Here is a 23,139-nt window from a genome sequence, read left to right as displayed (position 1 = left end):
AAAACAATCTTGTTCCAATTGGAACAGGATTGTTTTTTTATACGAAAGCATAAGTTTTATCCGCAGCAAATTTTAAGTTGTACGCCTCTTTTTCTGGTACTATAATAAAAAGAAAGAAAATTCATAAAATAACCGCTTTTTTGTTGTTTTTAGGAAGGCTAGTCAATTGTCGGATGGGTAAGAAGGCTTAGTCAAGGTTATATACGCAGTAAAAATAGCAAAAAAGAGGAGCTGAGCGTATTTTATGAAAGAGGAGCTCGTGTATATAGGAAAAAAGATTATTGAACATAAATACAACTTGTCAGAAAAATTAGCAGAACGTTTAGATGCTACACATCCTTTAAGTACAGAGGAATTAAAAGAAAAGAAAATTTTGAAGTGGCGAGTGTCCATTATGGAGTATTTTGGAAGAGTACTATTTGAAGAGCAAGAGGCTGTACTTAAACTTGTTAAAGAGTGGGCGCTTGCTACCGGTAAATATGCGGTAGAAAAAAATATTCCTTTAGAAAAAGCGCTAGGTACCTTGCCAATCTATCGCAGTGTTATTTGGGATGTATTTACAAGAGAACTAGAGGAGCATCAGTTTGCCGCAATTACTATGCTGCACGTCAGTGAGCGAATCGATCCGCTTTTAGATACGGTAACATGTATTTTTGGACAAATTTACGATGAGCATAATCGATATATGATGAATTTAGCTTATACGTCATTAGAAGAACTTTCAGTTCCGCTTGTACCCGTTACCAAAGGCATCGCTATTATGCCGATTATTGGGGAAATTGATACTCATCGCTCGCAGGTTATTATGGAGACCTGCTTGAAAAAAGGGACAAGTCTTCAATTAGCTTATCTTATTTTGGATATTTCAGGTGTTGTAATTATCGATACAATGGTCGCAGACAATCTTTTCAAAATTCATCAAGCTCTTAAATTGGTAGGAGTGGAAGCTATTATAACGGGAATACGACCGGAAATTGCCCAAACGGTAGTGAAATTAGGAATTAATTTTAATCAAATTAAAACAGAAGCTAATTTAGAAGCAGCGCTTTTAAAAATTGGATTTAGACGTTCTGAAGAACATAGACCCACGCACCTGTCATCACGTCACATAAAATGACAGACTATGAACATGCAGGGACACCAGAATTAGAAATGTATTTTATACACGTAACTATTCCAATTCTTTTAAAACTCGCTGTGAAATACGAATTTCAGTGGATAGGAAGTAAGTGTATAGTAAAAAAGCGGATGTTAATCAACATCCGCTTTTTTACTTAATAAATGCGATATGCCATGGTAGCACAAAAGCATAAACGAGTAAGTATACCACTATTGAATAGATAAAAAACCAGCCGTTTAAATGCATATAGCCACTTTTAATCATTCCGTATTCTATGAGTAGTGAACCAGCGCAAAAGAGAAGTGATAAAACCCATTTATTTTTAGCTGTTAAGTAAGTCAAAAATAAAACGGAAAGGGAAGGTGGAATAAATGTATAGCTTAGAATATCTCCAAGTCCTGTAACTTTTGGATCTCCCAAATCAATCACGTTAAAAACACGTGTGATGATAACATCACAAAGCCATCCAACAAATCCAACTACGCTAAACGTGATATAAAAATCTCGCCAAGTTAGCTTTCGTTTAAATAAAACAAAGGCAAGAATAAATAAACATAAACTAACGGTAATCGGAAACCACAAACCATGTGGAGATAAGTCTAAATGCTGAATTGCTTGCTCCAACATTGTTCACCTCAAAAGGAAGAGTTAGTGTTGAAGTTAGCCTATGTTATGGAAAGTATTTTATACATTTTCTACGCGTTGCGTGTATATTCTTCTCGCAAGATTGAATATAACTTTAAGTCTTGATGAGCTCCCTTAATAAACATGGCTTTTCGAATCGTTCCTTCATAAGACATACCGATTTTTTTCATCACTTTCTCAGATGCAGCGTTTTCAATAAAGCACCTCGCCTGAATGCGGACTAAATCCATTTCTTCAAATCCAAACGCAATTACTTTTTCAGCTGCTTCCGTAACAAATCCCTTATTCCAATATGCTTCAGAAATCGCATAGCCAATTTCCGCAATGCGATGGGGAGGGTTCCAAGTGACAAAGTCAATGGTGCCAATACATTTTTTCAAGGCTTTGATTTCCATAGCCCAAGGAGAAATGGATTGGTTGCTGTACTGTTTTAAAACGAAGGAAACAAACTCTTTTGTATCTTGAAGCTTTCGGTGCTTTTCCCAATTTACATATCTGCTTACCTTTTCATTTGAGGCATATTCAAACATGTCACGCACATCTTTTTTGGTAACTTTCCGCAAGCGGAGTCTTTCTGTTTCTAGTGTGGGTAAATTTCCGTATATATCTTTTACTTGAATCATAAAGTTGTCTCCTTTCTCAGCAAGAAGTGGATGAAGTGTTGATAATAATGTTTCATAGAAGCTGCAGCATTCCAAGAATACGCTTTCTATTTCATGTGCTTGATTCTTTAATTGTAAAATATTTCATTGGTGAGCGTAAGAGGTCAAATGGATTTTAAAAAAATAAAAATTATTTTTGCTGTTCATAATCAGTTCACAGATGCTTGTTAGACTAAAGTCAGAAATTACGAAGGAGTGAAATGAAACACATGAACAGTGAAGTGAAAGAAGAACGAACTTCAAATAAAAAAAGAATAGACTTATTTTTAGTTCCAATCGTTTTAATTGCAGCGTTTTTGAACTTATTTAAAATTTGGACAGATGAATACGCCAACGCTTATTACACGGCAGCTGTCAAAAGTATGCTTCAAAGTTTTCATAATTTCTTTTACGCATCTTTTGATCCAGGAGGCTACGTAACGATTGATAAGCCGCCGGTTGTGTTTTGGATTCAGACAATTAGCGCCAAAATATTTGGATTTCACGGGTGGAGCGTCATTTTACCGCAAGCCTTAGCGGGCATCGGTTCAGTCCTTTTACTATACGTACTCATAAAACGTACGTTTGGCGTATGGGCTGGGAGGTTTGCTGCTCTTGCCATGGCCCTGACGCCAATCGTACCGGCGGTAAGCCGAACAAATAATATCGATAGTATGCTTGTATTTACATTATTATTATCAACATGGATGTTGTTTCGTGCTGTGCGTACGGTTAAATTTGGCTGGGTGTTAGCGTCTTTTGCGATGATTGGTGTTGCATTTAACATGAAAATGCTTCAAGCATACATGGTTTTACCAGCATTTTATGTTTTCTATGTAGTGGCAACCAAAATCACGTGGAAAAAGAAAATTGCTTTCTTAACAACAGCAACTGCACTGATGCTTGCCGTTTCTGTCTCATGGGCAGTTGTAGTAGATTCAACTTCTGCTGATAAGCGACCTTATATGGGAAGCAGCCAAACAAATTCAGTTCTAGAGCTTGCTTTTGGATATAACGGTATCAATCGTTTAACTGGAAATACAAGCGTGACGGGAAGCAGTCATAAACAGCCTGCTCAAACTGAGCAGCAAACAGCAAGCAGTGAAACAAAACAAAATAGTAACTCAAGTGCTGATTCTTCACAAAGCTCAAATCAAAGAAAGAGCAGCTTTTCTCAAAAGATGCAGGCTCTAGGCGGAGGGAATCAAAACGGAATGTTTAACACGGGGAATCCTGGTCCCTTCCGACTATTCCAAAAAGGTTTATCAGATCAAATCAGCTGGTTATTACCATTTGTAATCTTTTCAATCGTGGGTTTATTTGCCGGAGTAAAATTTAAAGGGCCTTACACGGCAAAACAAAAAGAAAGTTTATTTTGGTTAGCATGGCTGCTACCAGTAGCTGTCTTCTTTAGTATCGCAGGATTTTTCCATCAGTATTATTTAATTATGCTGGCACCTCCAATCGCTGCATTTGCCGGAGCGGGAGCAGTAGCTTTATGGAGCATGTACAAACAGCATAATGACTGGAAATCATGGCTGCTACCAGGTGGTATTTTAACGACAGCAGCACTTCAAGTATATATTATGTCTCCTTATGTCAGCTCAATCGGCGTAGCGCCAATTGCAGGTGTAGGAGCACTGGGCGTCATTTTAGCTCTTGTTTTAGCTATTCGTAAACAGCGTAAAAATTCGTTGACGAACTACCTAGGAGCCGCAGCGATGGTTGTCTTACTTGCGATGCCGGCGTACTGGGCGATGACACCAATTATTTATGGTGGAAATAGCATGCTTCCATCAGCAGGTCCTGATTCTTCAAGCGGTATGGGAGGACCTCCAAGCACAGCTACAAATAGCAAACAGTCTGGCTTTAACGGCATGCAACCTCCAGGAAGCTCTAGCGGCAATTCATCATCGAACAATCAAATGCAGTCGCCAAGCGGTTCATCGAACGGCGGTCAAATGCCGGGCGGTTCGTCCAATAATGGTCAAATGCAGCCGCCAAGCGGTTCTTCAAACAGTGGTCAAATGCAAATGCCAGGCGGTTCATCCAATAATAGTCAAATGCCAAATAGCTTTTCAAGCAAATCATCATCTTCAAAACGAAAAAGTGGAGGGATGAACGTAGAAGTAAACCAAAAGCTACTAAACTATTTAACAAAAAATAATACAGGTGAAAAATATTTATTTGCCACAACGGATTCAACTTCAGCTGCGCCTTACATTATCAAAACGGGCAAGCCAGTAATGGCAATGGGTGGATTTAGCGGTTCAGATCCAATTTTAACGGTAAGTAAATTAAAAGCCATGATTAAAAAAGGTGAAGTGAAATATTTCTACTTGTCTGGAATGGGCAAGGGAGGTCAATCTGACGTTATCACGTGGATTAAAGAAAATAGTAAGGAGATTCCTTCTTCCAAGTGGCAGTCTACTTTATCAAGTGCTCAGCAAGGGCCATCTGGAAACGGAACACTATACGAAATAACGCTTAAATAAGGAGGGCATGAACATGAGTTCCATTGTTAAATATTCTATTGTTGTTCCTGTCTACAACGAAGAAGAAGTGATTCATGAAACCTACCGCCGTCTCACAGAAGTGATGCGTTCAACGAAAGAAGCTTACGAGCTTCTTTTCGTGAACGACGGCAGTAAAGATCGAACAGCAGAAATCATTAAAGAGTACAGTGAGCAAGACCCAGCGGTTGTTTTATTAGATTTTGCCCGTAACTTTGGTCATCAAATTGCTATTACAGCTGGTATGGATTATGCAAGAGGAGAGGCGGTCGTTGTGATTGATGCTGATTTGCAAGATCCGCCCGAATTGATTTTAGAGATGATTGAAAAATGGAAGCAAGGGTTTGACGTTGTATATGCTAAGCGTACAAAGCGAAAAGGAGAAACATACTTTAAAAAACAAACGGCTGCTATGTTTTATCGCTTCTTACGTGCGATGACCGATATTGATATTCCGCTTGATACAGGGGATTTCCGTTTGCTAGATCGCAAAGTGTGCAATCAAATGAATAGCATTCAAGAAAAAAATCGCTTTGTTCGCGGATTAGTAAGCTGGGTTGGCTTTAAGCAAATAGCAGTAGAATATGAGCGAGACGAGCGTTTGGCCGGGGAGTCGAAATACCCTTTGAAAAAGATGCTGAAGCTTTCAATGGATGGCATTACATCTTTTTCCTATAAACCGCTAAAGCTAGCTAGCTATGCTGGTGTAACTCTATCTGGTATCGGTTTTATTTATCTTTTAGTGGTGATGTATTTGAAGTTATTTACAGACAGCACCATCACCGGGTGGTCGTCATTAATTGTCATTCAGCTATTCTTTAGCGGCATCATTTTAATTATTCTTGGGATGATTGGAGAATATATTGGCCGCATCTACGATGAAACAAAAAATCGTCCACTCTATATCGTCCGTGAAAAGTATCAGCTTGAAACACGCGAGGAAGTATCACTTCGTGACTAACAAATGGATATCTTTTATTAAATTTGCGTTAGTAGGAGTTGTAAATACACTGATTGATTTTGTAGTATACGCACTTTTAACAACAATCGGTGTTAACTACATACTAGCGCAGTGGATTTCATACAGTGCCGGCATTTTAAACAGTTATGTCATGAATCGCAAATGGACGTTTGAGAGAAAAGAAAAAAGCAGTAAGCGTGAAGTGATTTCATTTGTGATCGTAAATTTGATCACTTTATCCCTAACATCATTTCTGTTGACTGTTCTATATAATAAATGGGGTATACCGCTGCTAATCAGTAAACTTTTAATTACAATCGCAAGTGTCGGTATCAACTTTATTGGTACTAAATTATTTGTATTTACTCCTAAAAAAGAAAGAGGGATTCATATATGACGATAAAAAAAGCAGTTATTCCAGTAGGCGGTTTAGGAACTCGATTTTTGCCAGCGACAAAAGCGCAGCCGAAAGAAATGCTGCCAATTGTCGATAAGCCTGCTGTACAATATATTGTAGAAGAAGCTGTGAAATCAGGCATTGAAAGTATTATTTTTATTACAGGACGAAACAAAAAATCAATTGAAGACCATTTTGATAAATCAATTGAGTTAGAGCAAATGCTTGAAGAAAAACACAAGTTTGACATGTTAAAAGAAGTACAAACGATCTCATCAATGGCCAGCATTCACTATATTCGTCAAAAAGAGCCGTTAGGACTCGGTCATGCTATTCTTTGTGCCGAGCAGTTTATTGGAGATGAGCCGTTTGCCGTTCTTCTTGGAGATGATATTATGACTTCTGAAGAACCTGCGCTCAAACAGATGATCCAAGCGTATGAAACGACTAATCAATCAGTTATCGGAGTTCAAAAAGTGGATGTTGAAGAGGTATCGAAATACGGAATCATTCAGCCAAAAAATAAATCCGGCAGCCTTCATGAAGTGAGTGACTTGATCGAAAAACCATCGATAGAACAAGCTCCGTCAACTATTGCCGTTATGGGCCGCTACATTTTAAACCCTTCTATTTTTTCTTATCTAAAAACCATTGAAAGAGGGGTAGGAAATGAATTACAATTAACAGATGCACTGCGTGTAGTATGTGAAAAAGAGCGGCTGTTTGCTCTTGAACTGGAAGGACAGCGCTTTGACATTGGAGATAAGATAGGCTATATGAAAGCAATGGTAGAAGTGGCGTTAAAGCGTAAAGATTTACGTCAAACGTTTTTATCGTATTTGGAAGGAATTGTAGAAAAAGAACGAGCAAACAACTTCAGCTAATAAGAGTTAATCAGTTTGTTCATATTCAGTTCATATTTGAAGTATAAAATCATTGTATGATCTTATGTGGCTCTCTGTTTACTATAAACAGAGAGCTTACTGTGCGTAAAAGCTGGACAAACTTAGGAATAGGGAGAGACATGTATGATTCAAATATTAGTTGCAGATGATGATCAACATATTCGAGAGCTGATATCATTATATTTAGAAAATCAAGGATTTAAAATTATAAAAGCAGCAGATGGTGAAGAAGCGTGGGCGAAAATGGAAGAGTTTCGAATTGATCTAGCGGTCGTTGATATCATGATGCCATTTAAAGACGGATGGGAACTAACAAAGGAAATTAAGGAGTATTTTGATATACCGGTTTTAATGGTAACAGCTAGAGGCGAATCGCATGATAAGCTAAAAGGATTTGATATCGGAACAGACGACTATGTCGTGAAACCTTTTGATCCTCAGGAAATGGTTGCTCGTGTAAAGGCTCTTTTACGCAGGTATCGAGTAGAAGCTAACAATGTAATCTATATGGGGAATATAAAACTAGACCGTACCAAATTAGAGATGAGTGCAGGAGAAACAAGCGAACAGCTGCCGTTAAAAGAGTTTGAATTACTGTTCACGTTAGTTAGTTCTCCAGGAAAGATTTTTACTCGTGATCAGCTTATTCAATTAATTTGGGGATATGATTATGAAGGCGATGAGCGCACGGTAGACGTTCACATAAAACGTCTGCGAGAGAGGCTTAATCATATGAAAAACGTCGGTATGGAAATCAAAACAATTCGCGGACTAGGCTATAGAGCAGAAGGGTGTTAACGTGAAATCAATTTATGTAAAGCTGGTTCTGTCGTTCATCATTACAATTTTATTGAGCGTTGTGATTACCGTTGTCGTCACGACATTTCTTAGCAAGCAGAAGCTCGAAATGCGATTAGGTCAGGATATGGTGAAGATGGGAGAAGATTTTATCGATTTGTACGGAGCAGAAGACTCCGACAAAGCTGCAAGGTTTTTATCTAATTCATCATTCATTCATTTTTCGTTTATTATTATTGATGATCAGCATGAAGAAAAAGTATTAGGACAGCCAGGACCGCCTATTCCAATTACACCGCAAGAAGTAGATCAAGTATTAGACGGGAAGCGTTATTCTAATTTAAACGAGGAAAAAGGTGATCGTCTACAGCCAAACGTAGTGGGTCTTCCTTTTAAAGAAAATGGACGGTCGTATGCTCTATTTATTCAGTCACATCCACAGCGGCAATTTTCAGTTATTCAAGATGTTCAAAATATCCAGCTTATTACAATTTTATTAGTAGGTATTGTATTATTTGCATATGTTTCAACGATTATTATTAAACCGATTAAGCGTCTCAGTACAGCGATGAAAGTTGTCGGACAAGGCGAATACAATGTGCAAGTCGAGCACGCGACAAATGATGAAATTGGTTTGTTAACTAAAAACTTTAATCAAATGACTAAAGAATTAAACAAAATAGAAACGATGAGGCAAGAGTTCATTGCTAGCGTTTCGCATGAGATTCAATCACCGCTGACCTCTATTCGTGGTTTTTCAGCGGCACTTAAAGATGATATCGTCAGTGAAGATAAAAAGATACAATATTTAACGATTATTGAAAAAGAAAGTACAAGACTTTCTCAGCTTAGTTCCAATTTGCTAAAGCTTGCTTCTCTAGACTCTGAACATCAAACGCTAACGCTGCAGCAATACCGGTTAGATGAACAAATCAGGCATGTGGTCATGGCTTTAGAACCTCAGTGGACAAAAAAGAACATAGAAATTGACCTTGATTTATCCAATGTTCAAATGGAAGCAGATAAAGATTTGTTGGAGCAAGTTTGGCTGAATTTAGTAACAAATGCTATTAAATATACGCCTGAAAATGGATTGGTGAAAATATCCATTCATCAAAAAAACGAAGAGATAGACGTGAAAATAAAGGATAATGGAATTGGTATTGCCGAAGAAGATCAAAAATATATTTTTGAAAGCTTTTATAAAGTAGATAAATCCAGAACGTTAAAAGGAAGCGGCCTCGGTCTAGCCATTACAAAAAAAATTGTTCGGCTGCATGAGGGCGCAATACGTGTTGAAAGCAAAAAAGAACAAGGAAGCATTTTTACGGTAACCCTGCCTATCCAAAAAAATAGGACTAAAAAAGACTCGTCTGTGTAAGTTCATACAGATGAGTCTTTTTTATTAGGTCAAAGATATAAAAAAATTTAATAATATCTATTTATTTTTTTAATCCCTACTTGACATATAGGTAAAGTGTAAATAATATAGATAGTATAAATCTTTTGAAAAAATTGGGATGCTAAAGAAGCTGATCGGTCAACCGAAGGCTCATACTTGTTCGCTACTAGTGTGGGCCTTTTCTGTACATTGGTTGTGGTCATTAAAATCTCAATCTTCAACTGAACATATGGGGAGGATTACCATGTATTTATCTTCTGCACATTATACAAGTACTTATAGATGTTGTTCGCTTTGTTTATTCAACTGCAACTAAAATATAAATTTATCTATGAATAGGAGAATGGTAAAATGGCTTCAATTACACAAGAAAAATTAGATTATATTGTTAAATTACTAACTGAAATCAACTATGGATCTGTACTAATTACTCTTCACGACGGACAAATTACTCAAGTGGACAGCACGGAAAAAAACCGCTTTTTAGCTAAAAGCAAAGTAGCAAGCCACAAATAAGCCTATTTAAATACGTATTTAGAGAAACTGAAGGGCCAGCCTAGCTAGCGAATGCTTGACGGCGGGGCAAGCAAGTACTTTATTAAATATAGAAAACGTGCGTATTCGAAGAAAAATTGACTTTCTTTCCGGTCAAAGATTTAGAATTTTTTGAATTAAAATTATAGGTTGTACGAGTATGACGATGAGAAGTGTAAAGCTGCTAAAGCAGCAGCTTTATACTTTTTAAAATTATGAAAATCTGACAGTTTCATTCCTGTGCTGACCGGATTACCGAAGGCTTCTGACCTGTGTTAGAAGTCTTTTTTTATTCTTAAATTAATATAATAGGAGGAGAAAAGATGGAAAATTTATTACGAGCAGCGGTGCGGCAAAGAAAACAATACCTCATTGAAGAGTTACTGAAAAAAGGGATTTACAAAAAAGAAAACCATCATCTTTTTGAACTCACACTCTCTGACTTAGAAAAAGAGTATCAGGCACGCAGTAAATAAGGAAAACACGTAAAAAGAACTAAAATAAGTGTAAAAAAGATTAAAAACCTAGTTGACTAATAGGTAAAGTGTGTTTATTATAAAAACAAGAATAAATTGTCTTTTCAGAAAGTATCTTCTTTTTATTCTTACGAATAAATTTAATAAGAATAATTTAAGAGCATATACGCTGATCAGACTAACTGAAGGCTGCTTCTCTTTTCAAAGAGATAGCAGCCTTTTTGTATTTTTTTATAAAAAGGGGAGTAAAACATGAAGAAAAAAGCAGTTCAGTTTTTAATGGTGCTAACAGCATTGCTCGTCGTGCTAGCAGGTTGCGGCAATGGGAAATCTACTGAAACAGCAGGGAAAGATAGTTCTGTGAGTAAAAACGATTCAAAAAAATCAGTAGAGCTTTTAAACGTTTCATATGATCCTACACGTGAGCTTTATCAGGAGTTCAATAAGAGCTTTGCATCTTATTGGAAAGATAAAACAGGGCAAGACGTTACTATCAAGCAATCACACGGTGGCTCTGGTAAGCAAGGCCGAGCAGTTATTGACGGTTTGGAAGCGGATGTAGTAACGCTGGCGCTTGCTTACGATATTGATGAAATAGCTCAAACTCGCCAATTATTAAACAAAGACTGGGAAAAAGAATTGGCTCATAATTCTACACCATACACATCAACAATTGTTTTTTTAGTTCGTAAAGGAAATCCAAAGGGAATTAAAGATTGGGATGATTTAACGAAAAAAGGTACATCCGTTATTACGCCAAATCCAAAAACTTCTGGAGGCGCACGCTGGAATTATTTAGCGGCTTGGGCATACGCGAAGAATAAATATAACGGAGATAACAAAAAGATTGAAGACTTCATGAGTAAACTTTATGGAAATGTCGAAGTGTTAGACTCAGGCGCACGCGGAGCGACAACTACGTTTGTAGAACGGGGCATTGGAGACGTGTTAATTGCATGGGAAAATGAAGCTTACTTATCGTTAAATGAGCTAGGAAAAGATAAATTTGAAATTGTAACACCGTCATTGAGTATTTTAGCAGAACCGCCTGTTGCTGTAGTAGATAAAGTAGCTGAAAAGAAAGGCACAACAAAGGTAGCGAAAGCATACTTGAAATATCTATATACAGAAAAAGGTCAGGAAATCGCAGCGGAAAACTACTATCGTCCTCGAAATGAAAAAGTATTAGAGAAACACAAAGATCAATTTCCTTCTCTTAACCTAGTCACCATTAAAGATTTTGGCGGCTGGAAAAAAGCTCAAGAAACTCATTTTAACGATGGAGGAACATTCGATCAGATTTATCAGCCAAAGTAATATGATGCATTAAAAAAAGTAAATGAGGAAGATACGAATGGTAATTCGTATCTTCTGTGTACATGTATCTTGAAAGCAGAGAGAGGTGTAAGACGTGAGCGTGTTACAACGACAGAAGAAAAAGAAAAGCATCTTACCTGGATTTGGGCTTTCTTTAGGTTTTACGATGTTTTATGCAAGTATCCTTGTGCTTTTTCCGTTAGCTATGATTTTTTTAAATACGGCATCTATGGGATGGAGCGACTTTATTAAAACTGTTACAGACTCTAGAGTAGTAGCATCATATAAATTAAGTTTTGGAGCAGCATTTGCAGCAGGCATTATTAATGTTATTTTTGGAACCATTATTGCATGGGTATTAGTGAGATATCATTTTCCTGGAAAGAGGTTTATTGATGGACTTGTAGATTTGCCGTTTGCTTTACCAACGGCTGTTGCCGGCATTGCCTTGACCACTCTTTACGTCCCAAAAGGATGGATTGGTCAATTATTTACGTTTAAAATCGCATTTACGCCTATCGGAATTATTATCGCTCTGACGTTTATTGGTCTGCCGTTTGTTGTCCGAATGGTGCAGCCAGTATTGCAAAACTTTAATGCAGAGATTGAAGAAGCATCTGCTAGTTTAGGAGCCAGCCGAATGCAAACGTTCAGAAAAGTTATTTTTCCAGAGCTGGTGCCTGCTATTTTAACAGGCTTTTCTCTTTCATTCGCAAGAGCGCTTGGAGAATACGGGTCAGTTGTTTTTATTGCTGGAAATATGCCGATGAAAACTGAAATTACGCCGCTTATTATTATGACAAAACTCGAGCAGTACGATTATGCGGGCGCTACTGCTATTGCATCAGTCATGCTCGTTGTATCATTTTTTCTGTTATTACTTATTAATATTATTCAATGGTGGACAAATCGTAAATTTGTACATAGTTAAGGAGGGATGGCATTGACAGGACATGTTCCAATGCAGCATGCAAAAACGAATGTGGAACTTAATCATTCTAGTTTAAAAGAGCCCAAAGTCGTCCGATGGCTGCTTACATTTATTGCGCTGGCTTTTTTAGCTCTATTCTTAGTGCTTCCGCTCATCACCATTTTTATGACAGCTTTTCAAAAAGGGTGGGAAACGTATCTAGCTGCGATTACGAATCCGGATGCTTTGGCTGCTATTAAACTAACGTTAATCGTTGTGCTTATTACCGTTCCTTTAAATGCCGTTTTTGGCGTAGTAGCTGCATGGTTAATTACGAAGTTTGATTTTAAAGGGAAAAATCTTTTAATTACGCTTATTGATTTACCGTTTGCCGTTTCGCCTGTTATTGCTGGATTGGTTTTTATTTTATTATTTGGTGCACAAGGGTTATTCGGAGAATGGCTGTTTAATCAAGATATTAAAATTGTATTTGCTATTCCCGGTATTATTTTAGCTACGCTTTTTGTAACGCTGCCGTTTGTTGCTAAAGAATTAATTCCACTTATGCAAGCTCAAGGATCAGCAGAAGAAGAAGCATCGTTAACGTTAGGAGCCAGCGGTTTCAAAACTTTTTTTCTAGTGACGTTACCTAATATTAAATGGGGCTTATTATATGGCATTATTTTATGTAATGCGCGGGCGATTGGGGAGTTTGGAGCTGTTTCCGTTGTGTCTGGGCACATTCGAGGAATGACAAATACGATGCCTCTTCATATCGAAATTCTCTACAATGAATATCAATTTGCAGCCGCATTTGCGGTAGCTTCTTTAATGTCAGTTTTAGCTATTTTTACCTTAATTGTGAAAAACATTATCGAGTGGAAAGCCAAGCATATTTAAATAGGAAGGAGCTTATGAGATGAGTATCCATATTAAGCACGTATCAAAGAACTTTGGTGATTTTAAAGCGCTGGATTCTATTAACATTGATATTCAAACGGGTGAATTAGTAGCTTTACTCGGCCCGTCCGGTTCTGGAAAAACATCTTTGCTTCGCATCATTGCCGGTCTTGAACACCTTGATCAAGGAGCTATTTTATTTGATGGAAAGGAAATTACGCACGTAAATCCAAAGGAGCGGAATGTAGGGTTTGTTTTTCAACACTATGCTTTGTTCAGACATATGACTGTATTTGATAACGTTGCGTATGGTTTAAAAGTACGACCTAAAAAAACAAGACCTTCTAAAGCGGACATTAACAAGAAAGTAGCCGAGCTGCTGCAGCTTGTGAAACTAGAGCCGCTTGCAAATCGCTATCCCTCTCAATTATCCGGCGGACAGCGGCAGCGAGTGGCGCTTGCTCGAGCGTTAGCAGTGGAACCTAAAGTACTGCTATTAGACGAACCTTTTGGAGCTTTGGATGCAAAAGTTCGCAAAGATTTGCGCAGGTGGCTGCGTAAATTGCATAATGACTTTCATATTACGAGTATATTCGTTACGCATGATCAAGAAGAAGCTTTAGACGTGGCCGATCGTATTGTTGTGATGAACAACGGAAAAATTGAGCAGATTGGAAGTCCTGAGGAAGTATATGATCATCCTAACAGTCTGTTTGTGTACGATTTTTTAGGGAACGTCAATTTATTCAAGGGCCGCATTCATAAAGGCAGACTAAAACAAGGAAGCTTTGAAATGGATGTTCCAGAATTTAGCGGAAGAAATGAAGAAGCAGCTGTTGGTTATGTGCGACCTCATGATATTCACCTTGAAAAGGTAAACACAAGCGCAGATGCCGTTTCTGCAACCGTTAGCCATATTCATGTGATAGGACCTATCGTGCAAATTGAATTAAAAAGAGAAGATGCAGAAGAATTTTTAGAAGCTGAATTAAGCAAAGAGCATTATAAAACACTCAGCCTTCAAGTCGGAGATCAGGTGTATGTAAAGCCTAAGCAGCTAAAAGTATTTATTCCAGAAGATTATTCTATTTGATAAAAAGCGTAAAGGGTATGCCTTTGCGCTTTTTATCTAACAATAAATTAGTACCAGATATTAAAGGCAGATGTTATAATTAAGTATCAACTGATTTGAGGTGGAGAAATGATACAATCAAAAGCTAGAATCACGGGAATGGGGATATATACACCAAAGCAAAAATTAACGAATGACCATTTAAAAGAAATGGTTGATACAAGTGACGAATGGATTGTACAGCGTACGGGAATGAAAGAACGACGAATTGCAGGAGAAGGCGAATACACGTCCACGCTTGCCATTCAAGCCGTTGAAAATTTGCTTAACCGATATGATGTAAAAATAGAAGATGTAGATGCAATTATTGTTTCGACAACAACGCCTGATCACTTTTTTCCTAGCGTAGCATGTCAGGTTCAAGATTACTTTCATATTGATCAAGCTGCTGCATTTGATTTAAGTGCCGCATGCGCCGGTTTTACATATGGACTTCATGCGGCGAACGGCTTAGTGACGTCGGGATTGCATAAAAAGATTTTAGTTATTGGTGCCGAAGTAATGTCGAGAATTACAGATTATACGGACCGTGCAACATGCGTGCTGTTCGGTGACGGAGCAGGAGCGATGCTTGTAGAATACGACGAGCATAACCCAAGTTTCTTAGGATGTCACTACGGAACGGACGGGAGCGGAGGGGGAAATTTATATCGTTCTAATTTATCTAATACTCTTTCAGGAAAAGAAATTAACTCGAGTGGAAATTTAGTTCAAAATGGACGTGAAGTATATCGCTTTGCTGTACGAACGATTCCAAAAGGAGTAGAAGCATTATTAAAGGATACTTCCATTTCTCTTTCTGATGTAAATTGGTTTATTCCGCACAGTGCAAACCTTCGAATGATCGAAGCTATTTGTGCTAAAACAGATGTTTCAATGGATAAAACGTTAACGAGTGTGCAATACTGCGGAAATACATCTTCAGCTTCTATTCCGCTTGCTTTAAACGAAGGAATAATGACAGGAAAAGTACAGGATAATGACCTCCTTATTCTCTATGGGTTTGGAGGAGGATTAACGCACTGCGGCTTGTTAATTAAATGGACGTGTAAAGAAAAAAGCTAAAAGGCGATGCCTTTTAGCTTTTTTCTTTTTCATTACAGAGCTTTTTATTGTCGTTATAAGAAAGTTTTTTCTTTTTATAACAGCAGGTTTACTGTATTTTCAGCGCAAACATATATAATAGAAAAAACCCGCTTTTTTATAGCGGGTTTTCAGCTGGCTTTTGGAATGGTAAAACCTACTCCAAAGACGTCGCGCACATCGTGGACGACCACAAAAGCCTGTTCGTCAACTTTATGAATAATGCGCTTCAACTCCAGAAGTTCTTGTTTGTTCACAACGACGTACAATACGTCTTTTGCTTCTTTTGTATAGCTTCCATGAGCAGAAAAGACGGTGACTCCGCGCTGCATCTTTTTATTGACTTGTTCGGCTACTTCAGCTGAACGGTGTGAAATAATGGTGATTGCTTTGCGAGGGTTGAGTCCTTCAATGATATAATCAAGCACCTTTGTTCCGATGTAAAGAGAAATAACCGTATACATCGTCTTTTCTCCACCGATAACAAAATAAGCGCTTGCTACAACTAATAAGTCAATTGCCAGCATCGTTTTGCTAATATTCCAGTCTAGATATTGATTAGCTAAACGGGCAATAACTGCAGAGCCTCCGGAAGTTCCGCCTCCTCTAAACACAAGTCCAAGTCCTACACCAGCTAAAATACCAGCAAAAATAGCCCCCAGTAACGTATCGTCAAGAGGATTTCCCAGTCCTTCAGTTATATGTAGGAATAGAGACGTGAAAATAATACATATAATTGTGTAAGCCATAACACGTTTGTGAAGCAGTTTGTATCCGATCAGTACCAGCAAACCGTTTAATATAAAGTTTGTGATACCGGGAGACCAGCCTAATACATAATAGGTAATCATTGTTACACCGGTTACACCGCCTTCAGCTAATTCATTTGGAATGGCAAAGTAATTAATGGCCAGTGCAAAAATGAGGCTCCCTAGAATAATGAGGATAATTTCTTTTATTTTATTAATCATGAACGTTACCTCCAATCATCAAAAACTCCGAAAACACAATCATGACAATGTATTATACCAACTCTAGAGACCGAATTAAAGATGGGATATTATTATTTTTTTAAAAATCAGTTTCTGCTATTAACATAAAATCTTTTGACAGTTTTTATGGAGTATGAAAAAATGAATTGTTTGCTTTTATTTTGATTAAAAAGTTTTGCAATGAGAATGTTCGTTCGGTACAATAGAAGCAAGAGTCAAGGGGGAGAATGAACGTGTATCAAGATGAACTAAAACAGTATGCAAAGTTAGTAATGCCCGAGCATTTAGAGAAAATGAAGAAAATGTACAGTCCCGAGGCGCATAAGCAGTCTTTAGGATTGAAAAAAGAAAAGATTGAGCATATTGAAAATGTCATTATGAACAGTTACTCGGAGCATCATCCAGTAACGCTTCAAGTCTATGAAGCAGGACATATTCAAAGGTATGAACGAGTGACGATTGATAAAGTCTCGCTGCAGTCGAATACGCTGATGGTTACAGGCCCTTGTTATACATATTCGATTCGAGCGGATGCAGTAATTGAAGCAGATGTATGGAAAGATGAAAGCTACTCTAGCTAAGAGTAGCTTTTTTGTTCGTTTTGTATCTTTTTTTTAACGCATGCATACAATACATAAAAGCATATTCTGCGAGTAGTAACTTCTAGCTACTAGGAAATTTTAATTAAAGAAGGGATTATTGTATGCAAAATGAAAAAACCCAAGTAAGAGAAATCGAATTAACGCAGTTCATTAAAAAAAGACTCGTTCGTTTTATCTCAAGTTTAGCTATTTCTTCTGCCCTTGCTTCCATATTATATATGCTTCTGTTTTTATTTAAATGATGGGTCACTTTGAGTTGTCCAAAAAGGTGGACAACTTTTTTGGTGTGTAAGCTTTTATGAAATCAGGACAAGCTATGCGTGATTCAGTCAGAAAAATTCAATCGGTCAAGAAATAGTCAAAAACAGTCATAGCTAATTGGGTAGAAGAAAACCTTTACATATAATGAGAAAAGTAGACAAATTCTTGAATTACCAGCTTATTTCCTTTTGTATAAACTATCATTAAAACAAATGCAAAACTAATTATTCATTCAAAAAACTTTATTTTGTAATTAAAAAAATGAATGTTTTTGATTTTTTATGATTGATTTTGAATGTAAACCGTGATAAAGTAAGTACATGAAATAAATGAAAACGCTTTTTTGAAAAAGGAGCTAGAACATGTTAACGCCGGAGAGACATCAACTAATCTTAAAACTTTTAAAAGAGAAAGAACTTGTAAAAGTGCAAGAGTTTATCGAAGTTACAGGCGCTTCGGAATCCACCATTAGAAGAGACTTAAGTCAACTAGAAGAAGAGCAAATGCTCAAACGTGTTCACGGTGGCGCTTCGCTTATTCGCAGTAAACGAATTGAACTGAGCGTTATCGAAAAATCTGCTAAAAATGTTCAAGATAAACGAAACATTGCAGAGTATGCGGCTTCCATTATAAATGAAGGTGACTGTATTTTTTTAGATGCAGGAACTACAACGTATGAAATGATTCCTTTTTTAAAGCAAAAAGATGTAGTTGTCGTGACAAATGGTTTAATGCATTTAAACCCGATGCTAGAACAAGGTATCACCCTCTATTTAATTGGAGGATCCGTTAAACATAAAACGGGCGCTTTAATTGGCAATGGAGCTCTTTTAAGTCTTGAGCAATATCGTTTTGATAAGTGCTTTATGGGAGCGAATGGGATTCATCATCAATATGGATATACAACTCCCGATCCAGAAGAAGCATTAATCAAGCAAACGGCAATGAAGCTGTCTAGAGAATCTTATATTTTATCAGATTCTACTAAGTTTTTTGAAACAAGTTTTGCGAAAATAGCCGATTTACATGAAGCAAAAATTATAACAAATGACGTACCTAGCGATGTACTTATACAGTATGCAAACAAAACAGACATAAAGGTTGTGAAATCATGATTTATACATGTACGTTGAACCCATCCGTTGATTACGTAGTACATGTTTCAGCATTCGAAGAAGGCGGGCTTAACCGCACAACGAATGAAGCCAAGTTTCCAGGAGGAAAAGGCATTAACGTCTCTCGCGTTTTAAAGCGATTAGGTGTTGATAATAAAGCTCTCGGTTTTGTAGCCGGCTTTACAGGAACCTATATTGAAGACTACTTAAAAGCGGAGAATATCGAAACAGCTTTTACAAGAGTTGATGGAGATACCCGCATTAACGTAAAGTTAAAAACGGAAAAAGAAACAGAAATTAACGGTCAAGGACCTGCTATTACAGACGAAGCGCTTCAGTCTTTATTGACTCAAGTAAAGCAAATGACTGAAGGCGATATCTTCGTATTAGCAGGGAGTATACCGAAAACGCTTCCAAGTTCCGTGTATGAAACATTAACTGAACTAGCTGCAGCGAACGGAGTAAAAGTTGTAGTAGATGCAAGTGGAAAAACCTTGCTAGACGTCGTGTCTCACAAGCCGTTTTTTATCAAACCGAATCATCATGAACTTGCAGAATTGTTTGATGTAGAAGTAAACAGTGCAGAAGATGCGCTAGTATATGGTAAAAAACTCGTGGAACAAGGAGCGCAAAACGTCGTTGTATCCATGGCAGGCGATGGAGCACTTCTTATTAATGAAAGCGGTGTCTACAGTGCCACAGTCCCTAAAGGAACAGTGAAAAATTCTGTTGGAGCTGGCGATTCACTCGTAGCTGGATTTATTGCTTCTTATGTAAAGCAAGGGGATTTATTAGAAGCCTTTCAAACAGGAGTTGCTTCAGGAAGTGCCACAGCATTCTCACTTGAATTATGTACAGCAGAAGATGTAAAGACGCTTCGTGAACAAGTGTCAATCACAAAGGTAGAGTAGGGGGAACCGAGAATGAGAATTACAGAACTATTAAAAAAAGATACAATCATTCTTGATTTAAAAAGCACGTCAAAAGCTGATGTTATTGATGAGTTAGTTGGAAAATTAGACGAAGCTGGTCGCTTAAGCGACCGAGCTGGCTATAAAGAAGCAATTTTAAACCGTGAATCTCAAAGTACAACGGGAATTGGGGAAGGCATCGCCATTCCGCATGCGAAAACAAGCTCGGTAAAAACGCCGGCCATTGCATTTGGACGCTCAACAGAAGGTATCGATTATGAATCATTAGACGGACAGCCTGCACATCTATTCTTTATGATTGCAGCGAGTGAAGGCGCAAATAACGCGCACTTAGAAACACTATCTCGTTTGTCTACGTTATTAATGGACGAATCGTTCCGAAAAACGTTGCTAACGGCATCATCGATTGATGAAGTTATTAAAGCAATTGATGATAAAGAAACTGAAAATGAAGCGCCGGAAGAAGAAGTGGATACGGCTTCAGATCAATTAGTGCTTGCTGTAACGGCTTGTCCAACAGGAATTGCCCACACATATATGGCAGCGGACAGCCTAAAAGCAAAAGCGAAAGATATGAACGTGACGCTCAAAGTTGAAACAAATGGTTCCAGCGGTGTTAAAAACGCGTTGACGAAGGAAGAAATTGAAAACGCTACCGCTATTATTGTTGCAGCGGACAAGCAAGTAGAAATGGAACGTTTTGCAGGTAAAAAAGTTATTCAAGTTCCAGTAGCTGAAGGAATTCGCAAGCCTGAAGAATTAATTAACCGCGCGTTAAAAGGAGATGCTCCTATATACAGCGGCGGCGGTGGCAGCAAAGAAGGGGGAGGAAGTAAAGGATCAGAGCGTACAGGGTTTTACAAACACCTAATGAGCGGTGTATCAGCGATGCTTCCGTTTGTTGTAGGGGGCGGGATCTTAATTGCTATTTCATTCATGTTTGGCATTCACTCAGCAGAACCGAAAGATCCAACGTACAATGCATTCGCAGCGGCGCTAAAAACAATTGGCGGAGATAATGCATTCTTCTTACTAGTACCGGTACTAGCAGGGTTCATTGCAATGAGTATTGCTGATCGTCCTGGTTTAGCTCCCGGTATGGTTGCAGGTCTTTTAGCAGCTTCTGGCGGAGGCGGTTTCTTAGGTGGTTTAATCGCTGGTTTCTTAGCGGGTTATGTAGTAGTGGGATTAAAGAAATTATTCAGCGGTTTACCGCAAGCGCTTGATGGAATTAAGCCAGTTCTTCTTTATCCGCTATTTGGGATTTTTATCTCAGGATTGATTATGCTTTATGTTGTAAACGAGCCAGTTAGTGCAATTAACAAAGGATTAACGCACTGGTTAAGTGGATTTGGTACAGGTAACTTAGTATTATTAGGTATTATCTTAGGCGGTATGATGGCAATTGATATGGGTGGCCCTATTAATAAAGCAGCCTTTACATTTGGTATTGCAATGATTGATGCTGGAAACTATGCACCACACGCAGCGATTATGGCAGGCGGTATGGTTCCACCATTAGGTATGGCTATTGCGACAACTTTGTTCAAAAACAAATTTACTCGCCAAGAGCGCGAAACAGGTAAAACGTGTTATGTAATGGGTCTGTCATTTATTACAGAAGGTGCGATTCCATTCGCAGCAGCTGACCCAGGCCGTGTTATTCCCGCATCGGTTATCGGTGCTGCAGTAGCAGGTGCTTTAACAATGATGTTCCACATCGGTTTACCAGCACCACACGGCGGTGTATTCGTTATCGGAATTGTACAAGGAAATCCTCTTTTATATGCACTAGCAATCTTAATTGGTGCAATTGTAACGGCGGTTCTTGTAGGGGTATTAAAAAAGCCAAAAGCAGAATAACAAATAAAGACTGATTTTACATGATGTAAAATCAGTCTTTTTGTGTTTTTCTGGTAGACATTTGTTCTCTATGAGAGTACAATTACGGTAGTATTCCTTTAATTTTTAGAAAAGTTAGATAGATGAGCTTTTCTACTTGATAAAATATGGTACAATAATCGAATATTAAAAACAAAGTAAGGAAGTGTCTCACACATGAAGGTTGCGAAGTTTGGCGGGAGTTCAGTTGCAAGCGCAGAGAAATTTAAACAGGTTGCGCATATTGTAACGTCTGATAAAGAGAGAAAGCTGGTAGTCGTATCAGCTCCGGGTAAGCGATACGGAGAAGATACAAAAATGACAGATTTGCTAATCGCACTTTCTGCCAAAATACAGCTTGGAGAAGATTACGTAGACGAGTTTGGGCAAGTAATTGATCGCTATCGTGAAATCGTTGTGGACTTGTCTATGCCAGAAACGATTATTACTGACATTATTACGAATTTACAATCACTTATTGATTTACATAAAAACGATCCATTTCGCTTATTAGACTGCCTAAAAGCAAGTGGAGAAGATAATAACGCAAAGGTAATGGCTTCTTATTTAAACCATTTAGGTTTTGAAGCTCATTATGTAAATCCAAAAGAAGCAGGTATTTTTGTTTCTGATGAACCCGGAAGAGCAAGAGTGCTTCCACTGTCTTATGAAAAATTACCGCAGCTAAGAGAGCGTTCGGGCATTTTGGTGATTCCAGGATTCTTTGGCTATTCTGAAGAAGGGAACATGGTTACGTTCTCGCGCGGTGGATCAGATATCACAGGCTCAATTGTAGCAGCGGGAGTAAAAGCTGATTTGTATGAAAACTTTACCGACGTAGATGCTATTTATAGTGTAGATCCAAGACTTGTGGAAAAGCCTCATGAAATGAAAGAAGTAACATACAGAGAAATGCGTGAACTATCCTATGCAGGTTTTTCTGTCTTCCATGATGAAGCGCTGGAGCCGGTTTATAAACTAGGCATTCCTGTATGTGTAAAGAATACAAATAATCCTGAAGCAAAGGGGACATTCATTGTAGCTGAGCGTCCTCACGGAGATACGCCGGTGGTCGGAATCGCTGGGGACAAAGGTTTTTGCAATATCCACGTGAGCAAATACTTATTAAACCGTGAAATTGGTTTTGGCAGAAGATTGCTTGAAATTTTAGAGGATGAAGGTATTTCATACGAACATACCCCTTCAGGAATTGATAATATCTCTGTCATCATGCGCGAGCATCAGCTTACGCCAGATGTTGAAAAGCGCGTATTTGCTCGAATTGAAAAAGAACTTGAGGTAGATGAAATCTTTATTGAACGTGATCTTGCTATGGTTATGGTAGTAGGAGAAGGAATGAATAGCACAGTAGGAATTGCTGCAAAAGCTACAGAAGCTTTTGCTCGTGCTGAAGTGAATCTTGAAATGATCAACCAAGGTTCTTCTGAGGTGAGCATGATGTTTGGTGTGAAAGCAGATGCTTTAGACCGTGCTGTTCAAGCTCTTTACAATACGTATTTTAACAGCATGTACAGTATTTCTTATTCGAATATAAAATAAACAAGACGAAAAACCCCGCTTTCTTTTTAGAGAGCGGGGTTTTCTAATGAAGGCGTATAAAA

22 protein-coding genes are annotated in these 23,139 nt (G+C 38.0%); 19 read left to right on the top strand and 3 right to left on the bottom strand.

Translation table 11 applies throughout. From position 1 onward, the window contains the following. The first annotated feature begins 244 nt into the window (after nucleotides 1-244). On the top strand, nucleotides 245-1,117 hold the full coding sequence (locus LAV82_RS19695; protein ID WP_499716768.1) for an STAS domain-containing protein: 873 nt from the start codon (nucleotides 245-247) through the stop codon (nucleotides 1,115-1,117). 153 nt (nucleotides 1,118-1,270) lie between these two features. On the opposite strand, the gene LAV82_RS19690 is transcribed toward LAV82_RS19695, so the two are convergent. Continuing rightward, nucleotides 1,271-1,747 (bottom strand): hypothetical protein, encoded by a 477-nt coding sequence (locus LAV82_RS19690; protein WP_499716767.1) that lies wholly within the window; start codon nucleotides 1,745-1,747, stop codon nucleotides 1,271-1,273. Between the two features lie 68 nt (nucleotides 1,748-1,815). Further along, nucleotides 1,816-2,388, bottom strand: a complete 573-nt coding sequence (locus LAV82_RS19685) for a GNAT family N-acetyltransferase (RefSeq protein ID WP_057273082.1) — start codon at nucleotides 2,386-2,388, stop codon at nucleotides 1,816-1,818. A 239-nt stretch (nucleotides 2,389-2,627) separates the two neighbouring features. Here LAV82_RS19685 and LAV82_RS19680 point away from each other — a divergent pair, with 239 nt between their 5' ends. From LAV82_RS19680 to LAV82_RS19620, 13 genes are all read left to right on the top strand, one after another. After that, nucleotides 2,628-4,901 (top strand): glycosyltransferase family 39 protein, encoded by a 2,274-nt coding sequence (locus LAV82_RS19680; RefSeq protein ID WP_499716766.1) that lies wholly within the window; start codon nucleotides 2,628-2,630, stop codon nucleotides 4,899-4,901. Between the two features lie 13 nt (nucleotides 4,902-4,914). Further along, a complete protein-coding gene (locus tag LAV82_RS19675) occupies nucleotides 4,915-5,880 on the top strand; it encodes a glycosyltransferase family 2 protein (RefSeq protein ID WP_013056819.1) in 966 nt (321 codons plus the stop codon). Next, nucleotides 5,873-6,277: a GtrA family protein gene (locus LAV82_RS19670; RefSeq protein ID WP_211078771.1), complete on the top strand. Its 405-nt coding sequence runs from the start codon at nucleotides 5,873-5,875 to the stop codon at nucleotides 6,275-6,277. The genes LAV82_RS19675 and LAV82_RS19670 overlap by 8 nt, the downstream gene beginning before the upstream one ends. Beyond that, nucleotides 6,274-7,161, top strand: a complete 888-nt coding sequence (gene galU, locus LAV82_RS19665) for a UTP--glucose-1-phosphate uridylyltransferase GalU (RefSeq protein WP_013056821.1) — start codon at nucleotides 6,274-6,276, stop codon at nucleotides 7,159-7,161. The genes LAV82_RS19670 and galU overlap by 4 nt, the downstream gene beginning before the upstream one ends. Nucleotides 7,162-7,305: 144 nt before the next feature. Further along, entirely contained in the window at nucleotides 7,306-7,980 is a 675-nt protein-coding gene (locus LAV82_RS19660) for a response regulator transcription factor (protein WP_013056822.1), read from the top strand. Nucleotide 7,981: 1 nt separating this feature from the next. Then, entirely contained in the window at nucleotides 7,982-9,361 is a 1,380-nt protein-coding gene (locus tag LAV82_RS19655) for a sensor histidine kinase (RefSeq protein ID WP_499716765.1), read from the top strand. A gap of 372 nt (nucleotides 9,362-9,733) precedes the next feature. Further along, complete coding sequence (locus LAV82_RS19650; protein ID WP_013056824.1) at nucleotides 9,734-9,898, top strand: YezD family protein; 165 nt, start codon at nucleotides 9,734-9,736, stop codon at nucleotides 9,896-9,898. A gap of 341 nt (nucleotides 9,899-10,239) precedes the next feature. Beyond that, a complete protein-coding gene (locus tag LAV82_RS19645; protein ID WP_013056825.1) occupies nucleotides 10,240-10,392 on the top strand; it encodes a Fur-regulated basic protein FbpA in 153 nt (50 codons plus the stop codon). 252 nt (nucleotides 10,393-10,644) lie between these two features. Beyond that, complete coding sequence (locus tag LAV82_RS19640; protein ID WP_013056826.1) at nucleotides 10,645-11,709, top strand: sulfate ABC transporter substrate-binding protein; 1,065 nt, start codon at nucleotides 10,645-10,647, stop codon at nucleotides 11,707-11,709. Between the two features lie 94 nt (nucleotides 11,710-11,803). After that, nucleotides 11,804-12,640 (top strand): sulfate ABC transporter permease subunit CysT, encoded by an 837-nt coding sequence (gene cysT, locus LAV82_RS19635; RefSeq protein ID WP_013082952.1) that lies wholly within the window; start codon nucleotides 11,804-11,806, stop codon nucleotides 12,638-12,640. A 12-nt stretch (nucleotides 12,641-12,652) separates the two neighbouring features. Continuing rightward, nucleotides 12,653-13,519, top strand: coding sequence for a sulfate ABC transporter permease subunit CysW (gene cysW / locus LAV82_RS19630; RefSeq protein WP_078081759.1), 867 nt, complete (start codon nucleotides 12,653-12,655; stop codon nucleotides 13,517-13,519). 19 nt (nucleotides 13,520-13,538) lie between these two features. Next, a complete protein-coding gene (locus tag LAV82_RS19625; protein ID WP_499716764.1) occupies nucleotides 13,539-14,612 on the top strand; it encodes a sulfate/molybdate ABC transporter ATP-binding protein in 1,074 nt (357 codons plus the stop codon). Nucleotides 14,613-14,720: 108 nt separating this feature from the next. Continuing rightward, nucleotides 14,721-15,716, top strand: coding sequence for a ketoacyl-ACP synthase III (locus tag LAV82_RS19620; RefSeq protein ID WP_499716763.1), 996 nt, complete (start codon nucleotides 14,721-14,723; stop codon nucleotides 15,714-15,716). Nucleotides 15,717-15,865: 149 nt separating this feature from the next. Here the strand turns inward: LAV82_RS19620 and LAV82_RS19615 are convergent, their stop codons facing one another. After that, on the bottom strand, nucleotides 15,866-16,705 hold the full coding sequence (locus LAV82_RS19615) for a YitT family protein (protein WP_499716762.1): 840 nt from the start codon (nucleotides 16,703-16,705) through the stop codon (nucleotides 15,866-15,868). 248 nt (nucleotides 16,706-16,953) lie between these two features. Between LAV82_RS19615 and LAV82_RS19610 the strand changes: the two genes are divergently transcribed. The 5 genes from LAV82_RS19610 to LAV82_RS19590 all read left to right on the top strand — a co-directional run bounded on the left by LAV82_RS19610 (nucleotide 16,954) and on the right by LAV82_RS19590 (nucleotide 23,077). Continuing rightward, complete coding sequence (locus LAV82_RS19610) at nucleotides 16,954-17,307, top strand: YolD-like family protein (RefSeq protein ID WP_211078766.1); 354 nt, start codon at nucleotides 16,954-16,956, stop codon at nucleotides 17,305-17,307. 644 nt (nucleotides 17,308-17,951) lie between these two features. After that, entirely contained in the window at nucleotides 17,952-18,704 is a 753-nt protein-coding gene (locus LAV82_RS19605; RefSeq protein WP_013056834.1) for a DeoR/GlpR family DNA-binding transcription regulator, read from the top strand. Continuing rightward, nucleotides 18,701-19,615 carry a 1-phosphofructokinase gene (gene pfkB / locus LAV82_RS19600; RefSeq protein WP_014460320.1) on the top strand — a complete coding sequence of 305 codons (915 nt, stop codon included), beginning with the start codon at nucleotides 18,701-18,703 and terminating at the stop codon, nucleotides 19,613-19,615. The genes LAV82_RS19605 and pfkB overlap by 4 nt, the downstream gene beginning before the upstream one ends. A gap of 12 nt (nucleotides 19,616-19,627) precedes the next feature. Further along, entirely contained in the window at nucleotides 19,628-21,499 is a 1,872-nt protein-coding gene (locus LAV82_RS19595) for a PTS fructose transporter subunit IIABC (RefSeq protein WP_306385334.1), read from the top strand. A gap of 195 nt (nucleotides 21,500-21,694) precedes the next feature. Further along, nucleotides 21,695-23,077, top strand: coding sequence for an aspartate kinase (locus LAV82_RS19590; protein ID WP_499716761.1), 1,383 nt, complete (start codon nucleotides 21,695-21,697; stop codon nucleotides 23,075-23,077). Nucleotides 23,078-23,139: the final 62 nt, after the last annotated feature.

Origin of the sequence: Bacillus sp. ILBB4, assembly GCF_035064545.1 — a bacterium.
Classification (GTDB): domain Bacteria; phylum Bacillota; class Bacilli; order Bacillales; family Bacillaceae_H; genus Priestia.
This window is presented reverse-complemented; position numbering and strand designations above follow the sequence as displayed.